Annotated in this window: 18 protein-coding genes and 2 riboswitches; of the genes, 13 read left to right on the plus strand and 5 right to left on the minus strand. The window is 70.6% G+C overall.

Features of this window, described 5'->3' with window-relative positions:
* Positions 1-6 precede the first annotated feature (6 nt).
* The 3 genes from GT007_RS06585 (at position 7) to GT007_RS06595 (ending at position 3,157) form a co-directional block, all read left to right on the plus strand.
* Positions 7-1,941 carry a lytic transglycosylase domain-containing protein gene (locus tag GT007_RS06585; protein ID WP_236571535.1) on the plus strand — a complete coding sequence of 645 codons (1,935 nt, stop codon included), beginning with the start codon at positions 7-9 and terminating at the stop codon, positions 1,939-1,941.
* A 286-nt stretch (positions 1,942-2,227) separates the two neighbouring features.
* Positions 2,228-2,656 carry a phosphatidylglycerophosphatase A family protein gene (locus tag GT007_RS06590; protein WP_160120804.1) on the plus strand — a complete coding sequence of 143 codons (429 nt, stop codon included), beginning with the start codon at positions 2,228-2,230 and terminating at the stop codon, positions 2,654-2,656.
* A gap of 9 nt (positions 2,657-2,665) precedes the next feature.
* A complete protein-coding gene (locus tag GT007_RS06595) occupies positions 2,666-3,157 on the plus strand; it encodes a CinA family protein (RefSeq protein ID WP_160120805.1) in 492 nt (163 codons plus the stop codon).
* Here GT007_RS06595 and GT007_RS06600 read toward each other — a convergent pair.
* Positions 3,154-4,122: a Bug family tripartite tricarboxylate transporter substrate binding protein gene (locus GT007_RS06600; protein ID WP_160120806.1), complete on the minus strand. Its 969-nt coding sequence runs from the start codon at positions 4,120-4,122 to the stop codon at positions 3,154-3,156. The genes GT007_RS06595 and GT007_RS06600 overlap by 4 nt on opposite strands.
* A gap of 107 nt (positions 4,123-4,229) precedes the next feature.
* On the opposite strand from GT007_RS06600, the gene GT007_RS06605 reads away from it, so the two are divergent.
* The 5 genes from GT007_RS06605 (at position 4,230) to gcvP (ending at position 11,467) form a co-directional block, all read left to right on the plus strand.
* Positions 4,230-5,300: an isocitrate/isopropylmalate dehydrogenase family protein gene (locus tag GT007_RS06605; protein WP_236571536.1), complete on the plus strand. Its 1,071-nt coding sequence runs from the start codon at positions 4,230-4,232 to the stop codon at positions 5,298-5,300.
* Complete coding sequence (locus GT007_RS06610; RefSeq protein WP_160120808.1) at positions 5,297-6,778, plus strand: flavin monoamine oxidase family protein; 1,482 nt, start codon at positions 5,297-5,299, stop codon at positions 6,776-6,778. Before GT007_RS06605 ends, GT007_RS06610 begins: the two co-directional genes overlap by 4 nt.
* Before the next feature lie 64 nt (positions 6,779-6,842).
* Positions 6,843-6,938, plus strand: a riboswitch (glycine riboswitch).
* Positions 6,939-6,941: 3 nt separating this feature from the next.
* A riboswitch (glycine riboswitch) is annotated at positions 6,942-7,029 on the plus strand.
* Between the two features lie 45 nt (positions 7,030-7,074).
* On the plus strand, positions 7,075-8,181 hold the full coding sequence (gcvT, locus tag GT007_RS06615; protein ID WP_201451817.1) for a glycine cleavage system aminomethyltransferase GcvT: 1,107 nt from the start codon (positions 7,075-7,077) through the stop codon (positions 8,179-8,181).
* A gap of 14 nt (positions 8,182-8,195) precedes the next feature.
* Entirely contained in the window at positions 8,196-8,567 is a 372-nt protein-coding gene (gene gcvH, locus GT007_RS06620) for a glycine cleavage system protein GcvH (RefSeq protein WP_160120809.1), read from the plus strand.
* Between the two features lie 20 nt (positions 8,568-8,587).
* The gene (gene gcvP, locus GT007_RS06625; protein ID WP_160120810.1) at positions 8,588-11,467 is read left to right on the plus strand and encodes an aminomethyl-transferring glycine dehydrogenase; all 2,880 of its coding nucleotides are present in this window, start codon (positions 8,588-8,590) and stop codon (positions 11,465-11,467) included.
* Positions 11,468-11,788: 321 nt separating this feature from the next.
* Here gcvP and GT007_RS06630 read toward each other — a convergent pair whose 3' ends face one another.
* The 4 genes from GT007_RS06630 to GT007_RS06645 all read right to left on the minus strand — a co-directional run bounded on the left by GT007_RS06630 (position 11,789) and on the right by GT007_RS06645 (position 14,158).
* Positions 11,789-12,340 carry an SRPBCC family protein gene (locus GT007_RS06630; protein WP_160120811.1) on the minus strand — a complete coding sequence of 184 codons (552 nt, stop codon included), beginning with the start codon at positions 12,338-12,340 and terminating at the stop codon, positions 11,789-11,791.
* Positions 12,337-13,197, minus strand: coding sequence for a cyclase family protein (locus GT007_RS06635; RefSeq protein WP_160120812.1), 861 nt, complete (start codon positions 13,195-13,197; stop codon positions 12,337-12,339). Before GT007_RS06635 ends, GT007_RS06630 begins: the two co-directional genes overlap by 4 nt.
* A 173-nt stretch (positions 13,198-13,370) precedes the next feature.
* Positions 13,371-13,751, minus strand: a complete 381-nt coding sequence (locus tag GT007_RS06640; protein ID WP_160120813.1) for a cupin domain-containing protein — start codon at positions 13,749-13,751, stop codon at positions 13,371-13,373.
* 2 nt (positions 13,752-13,753) lie between these two features.
* Complete coding sequence (locus GT007_RS06645) at positions 13,754-14,158, minus strand: cupin domain-containing protein (protein ID WP_160120814.1); 405 nt, start codon at positions 14,156-14,158, stop codon at positions 13,754-13,756.
* Between the two features lie 241 nt (positions 14,159-14,399).
* On the opposite strand from GT007_RS06645, the gene GT007_RS06650 reads away from it, so the two are divergent.
* The 5 genes from GT007_RS06650 to GT007_RS06670 all read left to right on the plus strand — a co-directional run bounded on the left by GT007_RS06650 (position 14,400) and on the right by GT007_RS06670 (position 21,041).
* The gene (locus GT007_RS06650; RefSeq protein ID WP_160120815.1) at positions 14,400-15,044 is read left to right on the plus strand and encodes a cupin domain-containing protein; all 645 of its coding nucleotides are present in this window, start codon (positions 14,400-14,402) and stop codon (positions 15,042-15,044) included.
* A 78-nt stretch (positions 15,045-15,122) separates the two neighbouring features.
* A complete protein-coding gene (locus tag GT007_RS06655) occupies positions 15,123-15,977 on the plus strand; it encodes an FAD binding domain-containing protein (RefSeq protein ID WP_160120816.1) in 855 nt (284 codons plus the stop codon).
* Complete coding sequence (locus tag GT007_RS06660; RefSeq protein WP_160120817.1) at positions 15,977-18,307, plus strand: xanthine dehydrogenase family protein molybdopterin-binding subunit; 2,331 nt, start codon at positions 15,977-15,979, stop codon at positions 18,305-18,307. The genes GT007_RS06655 and GT007_RS06660 overlap by 1 nt, the downstream gene beginning before the upstream one ends.
* On the plus strand, positions 18,304-18,804 hold the full coding sequence (locus GT007_RS06665) for a (2Fe-2S)-binding protein (RefSeq protein ID WP_160120818.1): 501 nt from the start codon (positions 18,304-18,306) through the stop codon (positions 18,802-18,804). The genes GT007_RS06660 and GT007_RS06665 overlap by 4 nt, the downstream gene beginning before the upstream one ends.
* On the plus strand, positions 18,780-21,041 hold the full coding sequence (locus GT007_RS06670) for a xanthine dehydrogenase family protein molybdopterin-binding subunit (protein WP_160120819.1): 2,262 nt from the start codon (positions 18,780-18,782) through the stop codon (positions 21,039-21,041). Before GT007_RS06665 ends, GT007_RS06670 begins: the two co-directional genes overlap by 25 nt.
* Positions 21,042-21,087 lie beyond the last annotated feature (46 nt).

Below are 21,087 nucleotides of genomic sequence, written 5' to 3' on the forward strand. Positions count from 1 at the left end.
TTGCTGTTGAGCCTTCCCCTGTTGACCGCCCTGGCGGCCGTCCATCCCGCCGCTGCCCAGACCCCACGGGAGGCCGGGCGGCTGGCGCTGACGGCGGCCAGCCAGAACCGCTGGGCGGAGGCCGAGGCCAATATCGACCGCGCCGACCCGCTGATCCGCAAGGCGCTGCTGTGGATGCGCCTGACCGCCCGCAACGCCCCGGCCACCGCGCCGGAGATCCTGGCCTTCGCCGAAAGCGCGCCCGACTGGCCGGGCCAGGACGCGCTGGCGCGCAACATGGAAGCCCTGCTGGAAACCAGCCCGGATGACGCGCTGGCGATCCGCTGGTTCGCCACCCGGCCGCCGCGCGGCCTCTCGGGCGCCTTGCGCTATGCCGATGCGCTGGCCAATGCCGGCCGCGCGCGCGAAGCGCAGGAGGCCGCCCGGCGCGGCTGGGCCGAAACCCCGGGCGATGCGGTGAACGAACCCGCCTTCCTGGAACGCCACGGCGCCCGGCTGACCCCCGAAACCCACGCCGCGCGGTTCGATCGCCTGGCCTATGCGCGCGATTTCTCCGCCGCCGCCCGGGTGCTGCCCTATCTGGACGCGAACCGGCAGGCGGTGGCGCAGCTGCGCCTGTCCTATGCCCAGGGCGGCGACCCGAACGCCAACGCGGCGCTGGCCGCGCGCGATGCCGGGGCCACGCTGGAACGCGCCCGCGCTCTGCGCAGCCGGGGCCAGGATGTGGAAGCGGCCAACGCCTTCGCCGCCGGCGCCGCCAGCCAGCAGAACCTGACGCCCGAGGCCGCCCGCGCCATCTGGAACGAGCGCCAGCTGCTCGCCCGCCGGGCCCTGCGGCTGAACGACGACCGCACGGCCTATCAGCTGGTGGCCCAGCACGGCCAGCCTGGCCCCGGCGAGCCCCGGCAGGAAGCCGAATTCCTGGCCGGCTTCATCGCCCTGCAGCGGCTGAACCAGCCGCGCGAGGCCGCGGCCCATTTCGCCCGCGTGGCCGAGGGCAGCCAGGCCGCCATCACCCAGGCCCGCAGCGGCTATTGGCGCGGCCTGGCCCTGCTGCGCGCGGGCCAGCAGGCCGAGGCCCGGGCCGCCTTCAGCCAGGCCGCGAACTACCCGGTCACCTTCTATGGCCAGCTCGCCTCCGTGGCGCTGGGCGAAACCCCGGCGCGCCTGAATGAGCGCGTCCGCGCCGTGCACCCGCCCAGCCCCACGGCGCAGCAGACCAACAGCTTCAACGGGCGCGAACTCTCCCGCCTCGTGCTGCAACTGGCGGAGATGGGGGAAGGCCGGCGCGCCCGCCCCTTCCTGCTGGCGCTGGTCGAATCGGCCACCCAGCCCTGGGAGCGCACGGCCGCCATCCAGCTGGCCGCCCGCACCGGCCGGCCGGAAAACCCGGTCTGGGTCGCCCGCCGCGCGGGCGTGGCCGGCGCCATGCTGCTGCCCGAGGGCTGGCCCAGCCCCTTCCCGGTGCAGAACCTGTCGGTGGAGCCCGCCCTGGTGCAGGGCATCACCCGCCAGGAAAGCAATTTCGACCCCGAGGCCATCAGCGGCGCCAATGCCCGCGGCCTGATGCAGCTGCTGCCCACCACCGCCGCCCAGGTGGCCCGCCGCATCAACACCCCGCACCAGCTGCCCTGGCTGCAAGCCCGGCCGGAACACAACCTGCGCCTCGGCTCCGCCTATATCGGGCAGATGATCGACCGCTTCGGCGGGCACTGGCCCTTCGCCATCGCGGCCTACAACGCCGGGCCCGCCCGGGTGGACGAATGGCTGCAAACCTACGGCGACCCGCGCGGCAATGGCCCCTCCATGCTGGAATGGCTGGAACTGATCCCCTTCAACGAAACCCGCAACTACGTGCAGCGCGTGCTGGAAAACGTCGTCGTCTACCGCGCCCTCGCCGGCCAGGCGATGCCACACCCGATGGCGCAGTACCTGCGCTGATGAGGGCGGTCCGCTGCATGGGGCTGCTCAGGGGCTTCGCCCCCGAACCCCCAGCCAGGGGCGCTGCCCCCGGCACCCCCGCCAGGAGCCAGTGGCCCCTGGACCCCCTCGAGTTATCTGGAAGTTTGGGGAGGGGGCCACGGCAGGTCGTTTGCACCGAAGGGCGCTCAGGGCCCCCTCCCCAAACTTCCAGCTCCCGGTTTCCAAAGGCCTCCCGGCCTTTGGTGGGGGTGTCGGGGGCAAAGCCCCTGACTGGGGTCCGGAGCAAAGCCCCGGGGAGCGCCCCATGAAGTGGATCGCCTCCATGGGCGGGGTCGGCTTCATCAGGCCGGCGCCGGGCACCTGGGGCAGTGCGCTGGTGTTGCCGGCGGTGCTGTTGGGCCCGGCCTTTTGCGCCTTGCTGGCCATTGTGCTGCTGGGCATTGGCCTGTGGTCGTTGAAGCGTCTGCCCGCCGCGCGGGAGGATGCGGGCTGGATCGTGATCGACGAGGGGGCGGGCCAGGCCCTGGCGTTGGCGGCCTTGCCGGGGTTTTCCTGGCTGGGGGTGGTGCTGGCCTTCGCGCTGTTCCGCCTGTTCGACATTACCAAGCCTGGCCCGGTGGGCTGGGCGGACCGGGTGAAGGGCCCCACCGGGGTGATGGCCGATGACGTGATCGCGGGCGGCATCGCGGGCGTGATCCTGCTGGGCGTGCAGTATGCGGGGTTTTCGCTGTAGCGTGGCGGGATGCTGAACCCGCACACCCTCGATGACGCCGCCGCCCTGCTGACCGACATGCAGGCCCGCGCCCTGACGCTCGCCACCGCCGAGAGCTGCACCGGCGGCCTGATCGGCGGGGCGCTGACCGCCATCGCCGGCAGTTCCGCCACCGTGCTCGGTGGTTTCATCACCTATTCCAATGGCATGAAGCAGGCCGTGCTGGGCGTGCCGGCCGATATGCTGCGGAAATTCGGCGCGGTGTCGGAGCCGGTGGCCCGCGCGATGGCCGAGGGCGCGCTGCGCGCCAGCGGGGCCGATATCGCGGTGGCCTGCACCGGCATCGCGGGCCCAGGCGGTGGCAGCCCGGGCAAGCCGGTGGGGCTGGTGCACATGGCCGCGGCGCGGAAGGGCCAGCCCACCCTGCATCTGGCCGAGGTCTTCCCCGGCGACCGCACGGCGGTGCGCGCGGCGACCGTTGACGCGGCGCTGGGGTTGGTCAGGGCCCAGATGGGGGCCTAACCCTCCAGCCGCACATTCGCCACCCGGGCGACCTCGCCCCATTTGGCGATTTCCGCCCGGATGAAATCGGCGAAGCCCTCGGCGGTGGTGGGGTCCGGCACGGCGCCCATGGCGGTGATGCGCCCAGCCACTGCGGGCGTGCGCAGGATGGCCACCACCTCGCGGTTCAGCTTCTCGATGATGGGGGCGGGCGTGCCAGTGGGCATCACGATGCCCGACCAGCCCGCGCCGTCGAAGCCGGGCAGGATGGTCTCGGCGATGGTGCGCAGGTCGGGCAATGCCTCGATACGGCGCGCGGCGGTCACGGCCAGGGCCCGGGCGCGCCCGGCCTGGATATGCGGCAGGGCGCTGGCCGTGCTGTCGAACATCAGCTGCACATTGCCCGCGATCAGGTCCGCGATGGCGGGGCCGGAGCCGCGATAGGGCACATGGGACATCTGCACCCCGGCGCGGTGGGCGAACATCTCGGCCGTCATGTGCTGGCTGGTGGCGGGCCCCGCGGAGGCGAAGGGGAAATTCGGATTGGCCCGCAGGAAGGGGATCAGCCCCTCGATTTCCCGCACCTCGAAGGCCGGGTGCACGATGATGCACAGCGGGGTCATGAAGATGTTGGTCACCGCCGCGAAATCCCGCAGCGCGTCATAGGGCAGGCGCGGCAGCACGGAGGGGTTGATGCCGATCGTGCCGGAGGTGCCGATGCCCAGCGTGTAGCCATCCGGCGCCGCGCGGGCCACGGCCTCCATCCCCACCGCCCCCGCGCCGCCCGCGCGGTTTTCCACCACCACCCGCTGCGGCCAGCGGGTGGACAGCTGCTCGGCCACCAGCCGCGCGAACACATCCGCCGCCTGGCCGGGCGGAAAGGGCACGATCATGCGGACGGGGCGGCTGGGATAGTCCTCCTGCGCCGAAACGGGGGAAACCAGCAAGGCAGGCGCGCACAGCGCCGCACGGCGGGTGAATGGCATCGTCTTCCTCCAGTGTTCTTGGCCGGCAGAGTGCCGCACCGCGCTTGCCAGCGCCACCCGTCATGGGCAGGCTCGCCCCCCAAGGGGCACTAACAAAGGGGAACACCATGAACCGGCTGGATATCGCCGTGCTGCCCGGGGACGGCATCGGGGTGGAGGTGACGGACGCGACGCTGGAGGTGCTGCGCCACGCGGGTGAGCGCCACGGCATCGGCCTGCGCTTCACCACGCTGAAGGCCGGCGCCTTCGCCTATCAGGAAACCGGGGAGGCGATGAGCGAGGAGGTGTTCGAGCGCGCGGCGCAGGCGGATGCCATCCTGCTCGGCGCCATGGGCTGGCCCGGCATCCGCATGGCCGACGGCACGGAGATCGCGCCCCAGCTCGACCTGCGCTTCCGGCTGAACCTGTATGCCGGGGTGCGGCCGATCCGCGCCATCCCCGGCATCCCCACCGTGCTGGCGGACCCCCGGGCCGCGAAGATCGACCTGGTGATCATCCGCGAAAGCACGGAGGGGCTGTTCTATTCCCGCGACCGCGGCGTGGTGACGCCGGGCTTCGCGGAGGAGATCCTGCGCATCACCCGGCCCACGACGGAGCGGCTGGCACGCTTCTCCTTCGCGCTGGCGCGGCAGCGGGCCAAGCCCGGCGGCGGCGTCACGCTGGTGGACAAGGCCAATGTGTTCCGCGCCTTCGCCTATATGCGCGGCATCTTCGCGGAGGTCGCGCAGGACAACCGCGACATTCCCTTCGGCGCCCATTACGTGGATGCGATGGCGCTGGATTTCCTCCGCCGCCCCTGGGATTTCGACGTGCTGCCGACCGAGAACATGTTCGGCGACATCCTGTCCGACCTCGGCGCGGGGCTGATCGGCGGCATGGGCTTCGCGCCCAGCGCCGATATCGGCGACCACCACGCGGTGTTCCAGCCGAGCCATGGCACCGCCCCCGACATCGCGGGCAAGGGCATCGCCAACCCCACCGCCATGATCCTGTCGGCCGCCATGATGCTGGACTGGCTGGCGGAGGCTCGGGATGGCGGCCAGGCCTGCCGCGAGGCCGCCCAGGCGGTGCGCCAGGCGGTGGACACGGTCTTCGCCGCCGGGCTGCGCACCCCCGATCTGGGCGGCCCCGCCGGCACCAAGGCCGTGACCGAGGCGGTGATCGGCGCGCTGGCATGAAGCGGCGGGCGCTGCTGCGGCAGGTGGCGGCGGTGGCGGGCACGGGGGCGGCGCTGGCCGTGCTCGGCGCGCTGGCGCCCGCCGCCGCCACGCCGCCCCGCCCCACCCTGCCGCCCCTGGCGGGCAAGCGCGCCCTGGTGCTGGGGGCGGGCGTCGCCGGGCTGGTCTGTGCCCTGGAACTGCACCGCGCGGGGGCCGAGGTGCTGGTGCTGGAGGCGGCACCGCGCATCGGTGGCCGTTCCCTGACGCTGCGCGCCGGCGACACGCTGCATGAGGCCGACGGGCCCGAGCAGCGCGTGGGCTTCACCCAGGACCCCGCCTTCTACTTCAACGCGGGCCCGGCCCGCATCCCGCACCACCACCAGGGCATTCTGGGCTACTGCCGCGAACTGGCCGTGCCGCTGGAGGTGCTGGTCAACGAGAACCGCGCCGCCCGCGTGCAGGGTCATCCGTTGGGCCAGGTGAAGGCCGACCTGCGCGGCGTGGTGGCCGAACTGGCGCTGAAGGCGCTGGGCACCGGCCTGCTGGACGCCCCCGTCACCCCCGCCGAGACCGAGCGCCTGCGCGCCATGCTGCGCCATTTCGGCGCGCTGGACCGGCAGGGGCGGTATCGCGGCACCTCCCGCGCCGGCTGGGCCGAGGCACCGGGCATGACAGAAGGCCGCCGCCGCGCGCCGCTGCCGCTCGCCACCCTCGCGGACCCCGCCTTGTGGGCCAGCGCCGACTTCGCTGAGGGCGTGAACTACGCCGCCACCATGCTGGCCCCGGTGGGCGGCATGGACCGCATCGTGGCGGCGCTGGCCGCCGCCCTGCCGCCCTTCGCCATCCGGCTGGGCGTGCCCGTCACGGGGCTGGACCCCGCCCAGGGGTTGGCGCGCCTGGCCGATGGCCGCACCGAGCGCGGCGACATCGTCATCTCCGCCCTGCCGGCGCGGCATCTGGCCGAACTGCCGGGGCTGTCGGCCGAGCGCCGGGCCACGCTCGCCGCCATTCCCCAGGCGCCCTCGGCCAAGCTGGCGCTGGAGGCCCCGCGCTTCTGGGAGGCGCAGGGCCTGTATGGCGGCATCGCCTGGCTGCCTGAGAGCACCGTGACCCAGGCCTGGTATCCCTCCCACGGTTTCCACGCCCCGCGCGGCATCCTGCTCGGCGCCTATATCTGGGAGGAGGAGAAGGCCTTGCGCTTCGCGGCGCTGGCGCCGGCCGAACGCGCGGCGCTGGCGCTGTCCGAACTCTCGGCCCTGCACCCGGAATTGGCGGGGCAGGCCAGCGCGCCGGTCTCCGTCGCCTGGAACCGCATGCCCTGGGCGCGCTCGGCCTGGGCCGAATGGGCGCCCGGCACGCGAGAGGCGGCGCTGCCCGCCCTGACCGCGCCCGAGGGCCGGCTGCTGCTGGCCGGGGATTGGCTCAGCGCCCTGCCGGGCTGGCAGGAAGGGGCGGTGGCCAGCGCCTGGGGCGCGCTGGCACGGGTGCCGGGATAGGCGCGCCATGGGGCGCCTTGCCCATTGCACCCCATCCGCCCGGCCTGTATGCGGAGCCTTACCCGTACACCACGCGGGAGAGAGGGTGGCCCCGAGTCACCCCGCCGAAGGCGCAACCGGCCCCCGGAACCGCTCAGGCAACAAGGGCCGCGTGGACAGGGAACTCTGGAAAGCCCGGCGCCTCACCGCGCCGGCACCGAAGGAGTAAGTGCGGGAAACCCCGCGCGAATCTCTCAGGTCCCGGGACAGAGGGGGGTCACGAAACCCGTGCGCCGCACTTCGCGGCCGGAGGATGCGTGACCGAAACGGAAGCCCTGCTGGAAACCCCGCTGGCCAGCCTGCACCGCGAATTGGGGGGCCGCATGGTCCCGTTCGCGGGCTATTCCATGCCCGTGCAATACCCCGCCGGCATCCTGACCGAGCATCTGCACACCCGTGCCGAGGCCGGGCTGTTCGATGTCTCCCACATGGGCCAGGCGGAGCTGGTGGGCGAGGGTGCCGCCGCCGCGCTGGAGGCGCTGACCCCCGCCGATGTGCAGGGACTGAAGCCCGGCCGCCAGCGCTATGGCCTGCTGCTGAACGCCGAGGGCGGCATCGTGGACGATTTCATGGTGGCCAATTCCGCCGGGCGGCTGTTCCTGGTGGTGAATGCCAGCCGCAAGCATGTGGACCTGCCGCTGATCGCGGCAGCGCTGCCGGCCGGTGTCAGCCTGCGCCCCCTGCCCGACCGCGCGCTGCTGGCGCTGCAGGGCCCGGCCGCCGTGGCGGGGCTCGCCACGCTGGTGCCGGAAGTGGCCGCGCTCTCCTTCATGGGCGTTTGGGAAGGCGTGTGGCAGGGGCTGCCGCTCATCATCTCCCGCAGCGGCTATACCGGTGAGGATGGGGTGGAGATCTCCGTGCCCGCCGAGGCGGCGGAGGGGTTCGCCAAGCGTCTGCTGGCGCTGCCGGGCGTGCAGCCCGCGGGCCTCGGCGCGCGCGACAGCCTGCGGCTGGAGGCCGGGCTGTGCCTGTACGGCAATGACATCGACGAGACGACCAGCCCGGTCGAGGCCGCGCTGGTCTGGTCCATGGGCAAGCGCCGCCGCATGGCCTGGGATTTCCCGGGGGCGGAGCGCATCCGCGGCGAGCTGGACAACGGCACCAAGCGCCTGCGCGTGGGCATCCGCCCCGAGGGCCGCCAGCCCGCCCGCGCCCACACCCCCGTGCATGGCCCCGATGGCGCCCTGGCCGGTGAGATCACCTCCGGCGGTTTCGGCCCCTCGGTGAACGGGCCGGTCGCCATGGGCTATGTCGCCCGCGACCTGGCCGCCGATGGCACGGCGCTGACGCTGATGGTGCGCGGCAAGCCGCTCGCGGCCCGCGTCGCCCCCACCCCTTTCCACCCCCACCGCTACGCCCGCTGAGCAAGGAGCACCCCATGGCCGAGATGAAGTATTCCAAGGATCACGAATGGCTGCGCCTCGAAGGCGGCGTGGCGACCGTGGGCATCACCGACCACGCGCAGACCGCGCTGGGCGATGTGGTGTTCGTGGAACTGCCCGAGACCGGCCGCGTGGTCGAGGCCGGTGAGGCCGTGGCGGTGGTCGAGAGCGTGAAGGCCGCCTCCGACGTCTATGCCCCCATCGCGGGCAAGGTGGTCGCGGTGAACGAGGCGCTGGTGGACAACCCCGGCACCATCAACACCGAACCCACCGGCGAGGGCTGGTTCTTCAAGATCGAACTGGCGGGCGATCTGCCGGCCGACCTGATGGATGAGGCCGCCTATCTGGCCTTCGTCGACACGCTCTGACCCGGGTGGGAGAAGTTGTGATGGGCATGCTCGACGAACTGTCGGCGCTGGAGGATGCGGGCGAATTCGCCCGCCGCCACGTCGCCCCGAATGAGGCCGAGATCGCGGAGATGCTGCGCGCCGTCGGCGCCGAGAGCCTAGAGGCGCTGACCGCGCGCACCGTGCCCGGCGCCATCCGCGGCATCGACCTGGCGGCATTGCCGCCGGCGGTGAACGAGGCCGCAGCCCTGGCCGAGCTGCGGGCGCTGGCCGACAGCAACCGCCAGGTCAAAAGCCTGATCGGGCTTGGCTATCACAACACCCACACGCCCCCGGTGATCCTGCGCAACATCCTGGAGAATCCGGGCTGGTACACGGCCTATACGCCGTATCAGGCCGAGATCGCCCAGGGCCGCCTGGAAGCGCTGGTGAATTTCCAGACCATGATCGGCGAGCTGACCGGCCTGCCGGTCGCCAATGCCTCGCTGCTGGATGAGGCGACGGCGGCGGCCGAGGCGATGTCGCTGGCCCATGCCGCCACGCGCGGCAAATCCGGCACCATCGTGGTCGCCGACGACGTGCTGCCGCAGACGCTGGCGGTGCTGCGCGTGCGCGCGGAACCCCATGGCTGGCGCGTGGTCACCGCCGCCCCCGCCGATATCGCCGCCACCGTGGCGGCCGAGGCGCCCTTCGCCCTGCTGCTGCAATACCCCGGCGCCGATGGCGCCCTGCGCGACCTGACGCCCGAGATCGCGGCGGTGCAGGCCAAGGGTGGCCTGGCCATCGTGGCGGCCGACATCCTCTCCCTGGTGGCGCTGAAGCCGCCGGGCGAGATGGGGGCGGATATCGTCGTGGGTTCCAGCCAGCGCTTCGGCGTGCCGCTGGGCTATGGCGGGCCGCATGCGGGCTATATGGCGGTGAAGGACGGGCACAAGCGCCTGATGCCGGGCCGCCTCGTGGGCGTTTCCGTGGACGTGACCGGCGCGCCCGCCATGCGCCTGGCCCTGCAGACGCGTGAGCAGCACATCCGCCGCGAGAAGGCCACCAGCAACATCTGCACCGCCCAGGTGCTGCTGGCCGTGATGGCCAGCATGTTCGCCGTGTGGCACGGGCCCGAGGGGCTGCGCCGCATCGCCGCCCGCGTGCACCTGCAGGCGCGGCTGCTGGCCGGGGCCTCCCGCTTCGCGCTGCGCCATGCCGATTTCTTCGACACCATCGTGCTGGAAACCGGCACCGAGACCAGCGCCGTGATCGCCGCCGCGCTGGAGCGCGGCTTCAACCTGCGCGCCGTCGGCACCGATGCGGTCGCCATCGCGCTGGACGACACCATCACCCGCGCCGAGCTGGAAACCCTGGCCGGCATCCTGGGCGGCACGCTGGGTGAGGCCAAGGGCGGCATCCCCGCCGGCCTCGCGCGCGAAAGCGCCTTCCTGACCGCCGAGGTGTTCAACAGCCACCACTCCGAACACGCGATGCTGCGCTACCTCAAGCGGCTCGAGGACAAGGACGTGGCGCTGAACCGCAGCATGATCGCGCTGGGGTCCTGCACCATGAAGCTGAACGCGACGGCGGAGATGATCCCCATCACCTTCCCCGGCTTCGCGAACATCCATCCCTTCGCGCCGATCGACCAGGCGCAGGGCTACCTGACGCTGATCCGGCGGCTGGAGGGGTGGCTGGCCACCGTCACCGGCTTCGCCGCCGTCTCCCTGCAGCCCAATGCCGGCAGCCAGGGCGAATATGCCGGGCTGCTCGCCATCCGCGCCTATCACAAGGCGCGCGGCGAGGGGCATCGCAACATCTGCATCATCCCCTCCTCGGCCCACGGCACCAACCCGGCCAGCGCCACCATGGCGGGGATGAAGGTGGTGGTCACCGGCTGCGACAAGGACGGCAACATCGATGTCGCCGAACTCAAGGCCAAGGCCGCCGAGCACGCCGCCAACCTGGCCGCGCTGATGGTGACCTATCCCTCGACCCACGGCGTGTTCGAGGAAGCGATCCAGGAGATCTGCGAGACCATCCATGCCCATGGCGGGCAGGTCTACATGGATGGCGCCAACATGAACGCGCAGGTGGGGCTGACCGCGCCCGGGCGCATCGGCGCCGACGTGTGCCACCTGAACCTGCACAAGACCTTCTGCATTCCGCATGGCGGCGGCGGCCCGGGTGTCGGGCCCATCGGCGTGGCGGCCCACCTGGCGCCGCACCTGCCCAACCACCCGCTGGTGGCCGAGGCCGGGCCCGCCACCGGCTATGGCCCGGTCTCCGCCGCGCCCTTCGGCAGCGCGGCCATCCTGCCCATCAGCTATGCCTATATCCGCATGATGGGCGCCGAGGGGCTGGTGAAGGCCACCCAGGTCGCCATCCTGAACGCCAACTACATCGCCAGCCGGCTGGGCGGGCATTTCCCCATCCTGTACCGCGGCCGCCAGGGCATGGTGGCGCATGAGTGCATCCTGGATTGCCGCGGCTTCCAGCAGGGCGGCGGCGTGCTGGTCGAGGACATCGCCAAGCGCCTGCAGGATTACGGCTTCCACGCCCCCACCATGTCCTGGCCCGTGGCCGGCACGCTGATGGTGGAGCCCACCGAAAGCGAACCCAAGGCGGAGTTGGACCGCTTCGTGGAAGCCATGATCCAGATCCGCGCGGAAATCCGCGCCGTGGAGCAAGGCCGCAGCGACAAGCAGGACAACCCGCTGAAGAACGCGCCGCACACCGCGGCCGAGGTGATGGCGGAAAGCTGGACACACCCGTATTCGCGCCAGGAAGCGGCCTTCCCGCTGGCCTGGGTGCGGGCGGGCAAATACTGGCCGCCGGTGAAGCGGGTGGACAACGTGTACGGCGACCGGAACCTGATCTGCACCTGCGCGCCGCTGGAAGACTACGCACATAAGGCGTTCGCGCAGGCGGCGGAGTAAGACGGGGGCGTTGCCCCCGGACCCCCACCAAGGGCGCTGCCCTTGGAACCCGGCAGGAGCCGAAAGGCCCCTGCACCCCATCAGTTTGGCGCTGGTTCCGCCCAGGCGGTTCCCATTGATTTTTTTAATGAAAATGGCGCTCTACTTGGCAAGGTAAAGCGCCAAACCGATGGGTTCCAAGGGCCTTTCGGCCTTTGGCGGGGAGCCGAGGGGCAGAGCCCCTCGGTCTTTTGCGCCCTTGGGGGCAGAGCCCCTCGGTCTTTTGCGCCCTTGGGGGCAGAGCCCCTTGCTGGGGGCTCCGGGGGCAAGGCCCCCGGCCTTCTACCGCCCCAGCAGCCGCGCCACCCAGCTTTTCACCACCATCCACGCCAGCCGCAGCACGCTGACGCCCCCTGTGGGCGCGGGCGGGGCCACGGCGGCCTCGGCTGGGGCCAGCCGGGCTTCCAGCTTCCGCACGAATTCCCCCACCAGGATGTTCGCGGTTTCCTGGATGATGCCGGTGCGTCCGAACTGCGCGATGGCGCCCGAGAGCGTCACGTCGGCATCCACCGCCACTTCGGTGCTGCCGGGGGCGGGTTCGGTCAGCGCGAAATCCACCACCATCTTGCTGCGGCTGCCGCCGCGCTTGTCCACGCCCTTGCCCTCGACATGGCCGGTGCGGGCGGCCGCGTCGAAGGCGACCGCCGCCTCGCCCTCGAAGCTGGCGCCGAAAGGGCCGAGCTTGAGGGAGACCTTGCCGGTATAGACGCCCGGGGATTTCTCCCCGGTCATCTCGGCGCCGGGCAGGCAGGAGGCCACGGCGGGGATGTCCTGGAAGAAGGCCCAGACATCCCCGATCGGCCGCGCGACGGTGAAGCGCTGCTCGACCTTCATCCCTGGCGGCCGCTGCGCCCGAAGATGGCCTTGGCGACATTGCCCACGGCTTCCACCTGCTCGCCCGCATCCTCGATGCACAGGATGCGGCAGGGCGAGGCTTCCAGCCCTTCATAGCGCCAGGGGAAGGCACCGATGATGCAGCGCTTGTTCAGCATCATCTCGATATCCCCGCCGATGTTCTCGGCGTGGATCAGCCCTTCCTGGAAGGCGATGGAGTGGAAGGGGAACACGTCGTCGCGCACGATGCGGCCGGACTTGTTGTGCTTGTACTCGAAGGTGCCGAAATATTCGGAGCAGCTCATGCCCACCTTCGCCTCGAACTGCGCCGCCAGGTCGGGGCGCATGTAGCGGATGGAGGTGTTCATGGAGTGGTCGCAGGAACCCGTGTCCATGCCGAACCACTTGATCTTCTTCTTCAGCATCCAGTCCAGCATGGCCATGCCGGGGCCGGGGTGCATGCAGAAGTAGCGCACCAGGTCCTGCTGCGGCTGCCCTTCCCAATAGCGGTGCCAGCCAGTGTGCAGGATCAGGATGTCGCCTTCCTTGATCTCGACCGGGGCGTTTTCCAGCATCTCGGGCGTGATCAGGGCCCAGTCGTCCATGTACTGGCTGATATCCACCACGGCGCCGGCGCCGACCAGGAAATCCATCGGGTAGCTGGCCATGTCGCCCATGCCGTCGGTGCCGTGCATGGCGCCGTCGATATGGGTGCCGCAATGCAGCGCCATGTCCACGCGCTGGGCGACGATGCGCTTCGTCTGCAGGTTCTGCGCGTAGTACATCTTGTTCTCGGCATACCCCACCCAGCCGGGGGTGTGCACGTTCATCAGATGCGTCAGGTCGGTGATTTTCATGAATGGCCTCCGGGGCTGCTTGGGCATGCGGCGGTTGAGGGATGGTGGTGGATTTTTCGAACTGGGCAGGAAGACGAGCAGCCCCGATGTGGTTCATCGGGGCAAGCGGCTGACGCACCCAGGGCGGAAAAGCCGCCGCCAGACCCGACCGGCCGCATGCCCATGCAGCCCCGCTAATCCTTCAGGATGCCAGCGGCGCGCAGCAGGCCCTTGTCGGCGGGGCACGGCCCGCCGACGCTGACCGTGCCCACGCCCTTGTCGGCGTAAACGGCATGCTTGCGGCCCACCGGCACATGAATGGCCTGGCCCGCGCGGAACGGCAGTTCGGTGCCGCGGTCGTGGTCGCGCACCGTGCCCTCGCCCTCGAGGATGAAGATGGTGTCCTCGGATTCGGCGTGGATGTGGGGCACGTTGGCCTCGCCGGCCTCCATGACCACGTAGTTCATGTTGGCGGTCTCGGCGCCCTCGCCCAGCCAGATCACGAAGCGCGCGTCCTTGGAGATCAGGGGCAGGCGCATGCTGGGCGTGTCGCGGTGGAAGATCTTGATCGCCATGGTCAGGCCGCCTTCGTCAGATGCGCATACAGGGCGGGGTCATGCGGAGAGGGGCCGCCGAGCAGCTCCATCCCCTCCTCCCCGGCGGTGAAGGCATAGGCGGTGCCGGGCTCGACGAGGATCATGGAGCCGGTGATCAGCGGGTCGGTGCTGCCGGCATCGGGGTCGGTCACGGTGCCGGCGCCGGATTTGACGAAATACACGGCCTCACCCGGGTGGCGCTGGGTCACGGTGCGGCCGCCAGCCTCCAGCAGGAAGTGGTGCATGGAGCGCAGCGTGGCGCCGGTACCCGGCCAGACCAGGGCGACGGCACGCCCGCCCGCTCCCTGCCCTGCCTCGATCAGCGGCAGTTCGGGGCAATCCGCATCCAGCGTGATCACACGCACCTCGTCCGCGTCGGCTGTCATGCCATTCCTGTCCTTTGCCAATGCTGTGCGATCCGGTCCTATGAAGGGGCGGGTGCTTGAGTAGCACTGAAAACCTAGCTTTTGAACATGAGTGAAGCAAGACATCAATTGGACTGAAATTCATGCACGGCAACCCACAGGCCCGGGACGTTCCGTCAAGGAGTTCCGGCACTTGATGCTCGCCCTGGCGGCACCTCCTCGGCTATGGCATGGGAAAGCCCAGGGCGGGTTCCCGCCCGGCTTGAGCCTGCATGAAGCCCCGAAATCCTGGCCGGGGCCCGGAGAGGGGGTTGCTGTGGAGCAGTTCGACGAACAGCGCGTGATGGAAAAGACCGCCGGCGTGCTGTCCACCATCGGCCACAACATCCGCCAGCTGCGCACGGAAAAGGGGCTGACGCTGCAAAGCCTGGCCGAGCGCACGGGCCTCAGCCCCTCCATGCTGTCGCTGCTGGAACGCGGCAAGACCGGCCCCTCGATCGGCACGCTGGTGGTCATCGCCTCCGCCCTCGGCGCGCAGATGAGCGAGCTGATGGACCGCTCCAGCGTGCCGGAGGAGGACATCGTCTCCCGCGCCGCGGAGCAGCAGGTGATCGAGACCGAGCCCGGCGTGCGCCGGCGCATCATGAAGCAGGACCGGCTGCGGGGGCTGGAAGTGGCGCTGAACGAGTATGAGCCCGGCACCAGCAACGCCCCCAGCCCCGCCGGGCATGAGGGGTATGAATACGGCATCGTGCTGGATGGCAGCCTGGAGGTGGTGGTGAACGACCGCACCCATGTGCTGAACCCGGGCGACATCATCTCCTACCCCTCCCCGCACCCGCACCGCTTCACCAACACCGGCACGCGGCTGGCCCGCACCATCTGGATCAATCTGCGCAAGGCGTGATCGGCGCGCGACAGGGCTTGCGGCAGGGAAAATTTTTAACAATACTAAAAAACGTCTAGTGACACTGAAGGGGTTTCCATGAAGCCAGCCGCCTTCGCCTATCACCGCCCCGAAAGCCGCGCCCAGGCGCTGGCCCTGCTCGCCGAGCACGGGGATGAGGCGAAAATCATCTCGGGCGGGCAATCGCTCGTGCCCGCGATGAACTTCCGGCTGGCCCGCCCGCCCATCCTCATCGACATCAACGCCATCCCCGGCATGGACGACATCCGCGAGGAAGGCGGCACGCTCGTCATCGGCGCCCGCTGCCGCCACGCCCACTTCGAGAAGCCGGTCTCCAGCGCGCCTATCGGCCTGCTGCTGAGCCGGGTGGCGGCGAACATCGCCCACACCCCCATCCGCAGCCGGGGCAGTTTCGGCGGCAGCCTCTCCCACGCCGATCCGGCCAGCGAATGGTGCTGCGTCGCGCGGGGGCTGGAGGCGGAGCTGGTGGCCGAATCCACCACCGGCCGCCGCACCATCCCCGCCGCCGCGTTCTTCCAGACCATCTTCACCACCGCGCTGCGCCCCGATGAGCTGCTGACCGAGATCCGCCTGCCGCTGTTCGGCCCCGGCTGGCATTGCGGTTTTGCGGAATACGCCCGCCGCGCGGGGGATTTCGCGCTGGCCATGGCGGTGGTGGCCTGCCGGGTCGAGGGCGGGGTGATCCGCGAGGCGCGGGTGGGGCTGGGCGGCATCGCCTCCACCCCCGTCACCTCGCCTGAAGCTGTCGCGGTGCTGCTGGGCCAGGCGCCCTCCCCCGCTTTGTTCCTGGCCGCCGGCCAGGCGGGGGCAGACGCCACCAGCCCGGATGGGGACATCCACGCCAGCGGCGAATACCGCCAGGACCTGGTGCGCGCGATGATCCGCCGCGCGCTGACGCAGGCCTTCGCGTGATGGATGCCCCGCTCACCTGGATCGGGCGCAACATCCCGCGCCTGGAAGACCCCGCCCTGGTGCGCGGCGAGGGCCGCTTCGTGGCCGATATCGCGGTGGGCTCGCGCGCCGTGGTGTTCCTGCGCAGCCCGGTCGCGGCCGGCGTCATCAAGGCCATCGAGAAGCCGGAACTGCCCCCCGGCGCGCTGATCATCACCGGCGAGGACGTGGCGACGCTGAAGCCCATCGTGCCGCGCCTGGCCCGCTTCAACTACGTGCCGATCGAGCAGCCCATCCTGCCGCGCACGCGCGTGCATTATGTGGGCCAGCCGGTCGCCGCCATCGTCGCCGCCACCCAGCGCGAGGCGGAGGACATCGCCGACCAGATCTTCCTGGATATCGAGCCCGAGGAAGCGGTGGTGGACCTCGACCTCGCGGCCGCCCCGGGCGCGCCCATCGTCCACCCCATGGCGCCGACCAACACCATCGTGGAGGGGCGCATCCGCACCCCGGGGCTGGAGGCGGCCTTCGCCGGCGCCACGGTGGTGGAGCTCGACATCCGCTCCCGCCGGCAGAACGCCTCGCCGATGGAAACCCGTGGCGGGCATGCGGCCTATGACCGCGCCTCCGGCCGGGTCAGCCTGCATGCCTCGGTGCAGATGCCGCACATGCTGCGCACCGGCATCACCGACTGCATCGGCATGCCGGAGGCCGATCTGCGCGTGGTCGCCCCCGATGTGGGCGGCGGCTTCGGGCAGAAAATGTCGCTGTTCCCCGAATACGTGCTGCTGGTGTGGCTGGCGCGGCGATACCGCTCCACCTTCGCCTGGATCGAGGACCGGCGTGAGAACCTCATCGCCTCCGCCCATTCGCGCGACCAGCACCACAAGGTGCGGGCCGCCTTCGACGATCAGGGCGTGATGCGCGGGCTGGATGTGGAGATCCTGGCCAATATCGGCGCCTTCTCCTGCTATCCCACCACCTGCGGGGTGGAGCCGCTGATGGCGCTGGCCGAATATGCCGGCCCCTACAAGGTGGCCGAATACGGCGCCCATGCGCGCGGCATCACCACCAACACCGCCGTGATGGCGCCCTATCGCGGCGTGTCGCGGCCCGTCATCAGCTTCGCGCTGGAACGGCTGATGGAGGTGGCGGCCAAGCGCCTCGGCCTCGACCCCATCGAGCTGCGCCGGCGCAACCTGGTCACGCAATTCCCGCACCGCACGCCGACCAACATGATGTTGGATGAGGCGAGCTATCTGGAAACCATGGAAAAGGCGGTGGAGGTGGCCGGCCTGCCCGCCTTCCGCGCCGAGCAGGCGGCCGCCCACGCCCAGGGGCGGTATCTCGGCATCGGTTTTTCCGTGATCAATGAGCGCACGGGCTATGGCACCCCCGCCTTCGCCGCGCGCAGCATGGAAATCACGCCCGGCTATGAGCGCGTCGAGATCTGCATGACGCCCTCGGGCGAGGTGGAGGCGCGGATCGGCGCCTCCCCGCACGGCCAGGGGCTGCGCACGGCCCTGGCCCAGATCATCGCGGAGGAAACCGGCGTGGATGTCGCGCGCATCCGCATCATCCATGGCGACACCGACCGCACGCCCTATGGCTGGGGAACCTTCGCCAGCCGCTCACTGGTGATCTCGGGCGGGGCGAGCAAGCTGGCCGCCGCCAAGCTGGCCGTGAAGCTGAAGCGTGCCGCCGCCGTGCTGCTGCAGGGCGAGGAAAGCCAGGTGCGGCTGGAAGGCGGCATGGCGCTGCTGCCCGGCGGCGCCTCCATCAGCCTCGATGCCATCGCGCGCACCGTCTATCATTCGGCCGGGCCGATCAGCGAGAAGATCGGCTACGACCTGAACGAGGCCGCGACCTATGACCCGGAGGGCACCTTCTCCAACGCCTGCCATGTGGCGGTGGTGGAGGTGGACACCGAGACCGGCGGCACGAAGATCCTGCGCTACATCGTGGTCGAGGATGCCGGGCGGCTGATCAACCCGATGATCGTGGATGGCCAGGTGCAGGGCGGCGTCGCCCAGGGCATCGGCAACGCCCTGCTGGAGGAGATCATCTATGACGCCGACGGCAATATCCTGACCGGCAGCTTCGCGGATTTCATCCCGCCCACCATGGCCGAGATCCCGCCGATCGAGGTGCACCACCTGGCCACCCTGACCGGGGCCAGCGTGCTGGAGGCCAAGGGCGTCGGCGAGGGTGGCGCCATCGCCGCCCCCGCCGCCGTCATCAACGCCATCTGCGACGCGCTGGAACCCTTCGGCATCCAGCTGTTCGACATGCCCGCGACCCCGCAGCGCGTCCGCGCCGCGATCCGGACGGCAGAGGAGACATCGCCATGAGCGAGCCCAAGACCACGGTGCGCTGCACCGTGAATGGCCAGGCCGTGCAGGCCGATGTGGTGCCGCGCATGTCCCTGGCCGACATGCTGCGGGAGGAAGCGGGGCTGACCGGCACCCATCTGGGTTGCGAGCACGGCGTGTGCGGGGCCTGCACCATCATCGTGAACGGCGCGCCCGTGCGCTCCTGCCTGATGTTCGCCGTCCAGGCGGAAGGGGCGGAGGTCCGCACCGTGGAGGGGCTGGCCGATGGCGAGACCCTCAGCCCGCTGCAACGGGCGTTCTGGGAGAAGCACGGGCTGCAATGCGGCTTCTGCACCCCGGGCTTCCTGATGCTGGCGACCTGGATGCTGGAACAGCCGGAACCGGTGACGGAGGAGCGGCTGCGCCATGTCCTCTCCTCCAACCTGTGCCGCTGCACGGGCTACACCAACATCGTGCGCGCCGTGACGGCGGCGGCCAAGGAGATGGGCAAATGGGCGGAATCGGCCGCAGCGTAACGCGGCTGGAAGACCCGCCGCTGCTGCGCGGCCAGGGTCGCTTCGCCGCCGATATCCGCTTCCCTGGCGAGCTGCACATGCGCGTGGTGCGATCCCCCATCGCCCATGGCCGCATCGAGCAGATCGACATCGCCGACGCGCTGGATTGCCCCGGCGTGGTGGCGGTCTGGACCGGCGCCGATGTGGCGGAGATCCCGCCGATCGACTTCCGGCAGATGCGCATCCCGGGGCTCGGCGACTACCGCCAGCCCATCCTGGCCCAGGGCATGGTGCGCTATGTGGGTGAGCCGGTGGCGCTGGTCATCGCCGAAACCCCCTATCAGGCCGAGGACGCGGCCGAGCTGGTCTTCGCCGATATCGAGGAGCTGGAGCCCGTGATGACCGCGGTGCAGCCCCTCGGCGAATTCGCCCCGGGCCTGACCACCGAGGCCGGGGTGGTGCGCAAATCCTATGGCGACCTCGCCGCCGCCTTCGAGGCCGCGGCCCATGTGTTCGAGTTGGAATTCGCCATCGGCCGCCACACCGGCGTGCCGATGGAAACGCGCGGCGCCATCGGCTTCTGGAACGCGGAGCAAGAGCGGCTGGAGATGCATGGTGCCTCCAAGGTGCCGCACGCCAACCGGCTGGCCATCGCCAAGATGCTCGATCTGCCGCCCGAGCAGCTGCACCTGTTCGAGGGCCATGTCGGCGGCGGCTTCGGCATCCGGGGAGAGGTGTATCCGGAGGATGTGCTGGTCTGCCTCGCCGCCCTGCGGCTGCGGCGCCCGGTGAAGTGGATCGAGGACCGCAAGGAACACCTGCTGGCCGCCAACCATTCCCGCGACCAGCACCACCGCATCCGCGCGGCGGTGGACGCCCAGGGCGTGGTGCTGGGCCTCGAGGACGAGTTCTTCGTGGACCAGGGCGGCTATGTGCGCACCCATGCCTCGACGGTCACGGATCTGACGGCGGGCATGCTGCCCGGCCCCTATCACATCCCGGCCTTCGCGGCGGCGGGCCATATCCGGCTGACCAACAAGACCCCCGCCGGCACCTATCGCGCCCCCGGCCGGTATGAGGGCACCTTCGTGCGGGAACGGCTGATGGATGCGATCGCCGACCGCCTCGGCATCGACCGGGTGGAGATCCGCCGCCGCAACCTGATCCCCGCCGAGGCCATCCCCTTCAAGCGCGGGCTGGACGCGCTGGGCACGGAGGTGGTGTACGACGCCGCCGATTTCGCCGGGCTGCTGGCGAAGCTGGAAGCCAGCGTGGACCTACCGGCCCTGCGCGAGAGCCTCGCGGCCCGCCGCGCGGCGGGGGAACAGGTGGGGCTGGGCCTGGCCTATTTCGTGGAAAAGAGCGGCCTCGGCCCCTTCGACGACGTGATCCTGTCCATCGCCGCCACCGGCCGGGTCGAGATCGTGACGGGTGCCGCCTCCGTGGGCCAGGGGGTGGAGACGGTGATGGCGCAGGTCGCGGCCTCCGTGCTCGGCGTGGCGCACACGGATTGCACGGTGGTGCATGGCCAGACCGACCGCATCGCACGCGGCATGGGGGCCTTCGCCTCCCGCGTCACGGTCATGACGGGGGCCGCGGTCTCGATGGCGGCGGAGACGCTGAAGGACCGGCTGCGGGCCAGGGCCGCCCTGCTGCTGCAGGCCGATGCGACGGGGCTCGTCTTCGAGGGCGGGCTGATCCGGGCGGGGGAGGCCTCCGTGCCGCTGGGCGAGGCCGCGGCCGCCTGCGCGGCGGAGGACGGCACCCCCCTGCTGACCGCCGAGGCCAGCTTCACCACCGACCACATGACCTATCCCTATGGCGTGCACCTGGCCGTGCTGCGGGTGGATGCCGAGACCTTCGGCATGGTCGTGGAACGCTTCGTGGTCGCCTTCGATGTCGGCCGTTCGGTGAACCCGATGCTGGTGGAGGGGCAGATCCATGGCGGCGCCGCCCAGGGCATCGGCGGCGCGCTGTTCGAGGAGTTCATCTACAGCGCGGACGGCCAGCCGCTATCCGCCAGCTTCGCCGATTACTTGTTGCCCACGCTGAACGAGGTGCCGATGGTGGAGGCGCTGGTGCTGGAGGATGCGCCGAGCCCCATCAACCCGCTGGGGGTGAAGGGCGCCGGCGAGGGCGGGATCACCGCCGCCGGGGCCGCCATCGCCGCGGCGGTGGAGGATGCGTTGCAGGGCCGGGTGAGCATCACTCGCCTGCCGATCACGCCCGGGCGCCTGAGAATACTGCATTTGAATTGAATGCACAGACACTTGATTTATCTCAACCCTCTGGAAAAATAGCGTT

The organism is Rhodovarius lipocyclicus (assembly GCF_009900765.1).
Lineage (GTDB): Bacteria > Pseudomonadota > Alphaproteobacteria > Acetobacterales > Acetobacteraceae > Rhodovarius > Rhodovarius lipocyclicus.

Bases quoted from the DNA above. Each gene is read 5' to 3' on its own strand.
- GT007_RS06590 (WP_160120804.1), top strand. From the start codon at position 2,228: ATGAAGTGGATCGCCTCCATGGGCGGGGTCGGCTTCATCAGGCCGGCG.
- GT007_RS06595 (WP_160120805.1), top strand. From the start codon at position 2,666: ATGCTGAACCCGCACACCCTCGATGACGCCGCCGCCCTGCTGACCGAC.
- GT007_RS06600 (WP_160120806.1), bottom strand. From the start codon at position 4,122: ATGCCATTCACCCGCCGTGCGGCGCTGTGCGCGCCTGCCTTGCTGGTT.
- GT007_RS06605 (WP_236571536.1), top strand. From the start codon at position 4,230: ATGAACCGGCTGGATATCGCCGTGCTGCCCGGGGACGGCATCGGGGTG.
- GT007_RS06610 (WP_160120808.1), top strand. From the start codon at position 5,297: ATGAAGCGGCGGGCGCTGCTGCGGCAGGTGGCGGCGGTGGCGGGCACG.
- gcvH (WP_160120809.1), top strand. From the start codon at position 8,196: ATGGCCGAGATGAAGTATTCCAAGGATCACGAATGGCTGCGCCTCGAA.
- gcvP (WP_160120810.1), top strand. From the start codon at position 8,588: ATGGGCATGCTCGACGAACTGTCGGCGCTGGAGGATGCGGGCGAATTC.
- GT007_RS06630 (WP_160120811.1), bottom strand. From the start codon at position 12,340: ATGAAGGTCGAGCAGCGCTTCACCGTCGCGCGGCCGATCGGGGATGTC.
- GT007_RS06635 (WP_160120812.1), bottom strand. From the start codon at position 13,197: ATGAAAATCACCGACCTGACGCATCTGATGAACGTGCACACCCCCGGC.
- GT007_RS06640 (WP_160120813.1), bottom strand. From the start codon at position 13,751: ATGGCGATCAAGATCTTCCACCGCGACACGCCCAGCATGCGCCTGCCC.
- GT007_RS06645 (WP_160120814.1), bottom strand. From the start codon at position 14,158: ATGACAGCCGACGCGGACGAGGTGCGTGTGATCACGCTGGATGCGGAT.
- GT007_RS06655 (WP_160120816.1), top strand. From the start codon at position 15,123: ATGAAGCCAGCCGCCTTCGCCTATCACCGCCCCGAAAGCCGCGCCCAG.
- GT007_RS06660 (WP_160120817.1), top strand. From the start codon at position 15,977: ATGGATGCCCCGCTCACCTGGATCGGGCGCAACATCCCGCGCCTGGAA.
- GT007_RS06665 (WP_160120818.1), top strand. From the start codon at position 18,304: ATGAGCGAGCCCAAGACCACGGTGCGCTGCACCGTGAATGGCCAGGCC.
- GT007_RS06670 (WP_160120819.1), top strand. From the start codon at position 18,780: ATGGGCGGAATCGGCCGCAGCGTAACGCGGCTGGAAGACCCGCCGCTG.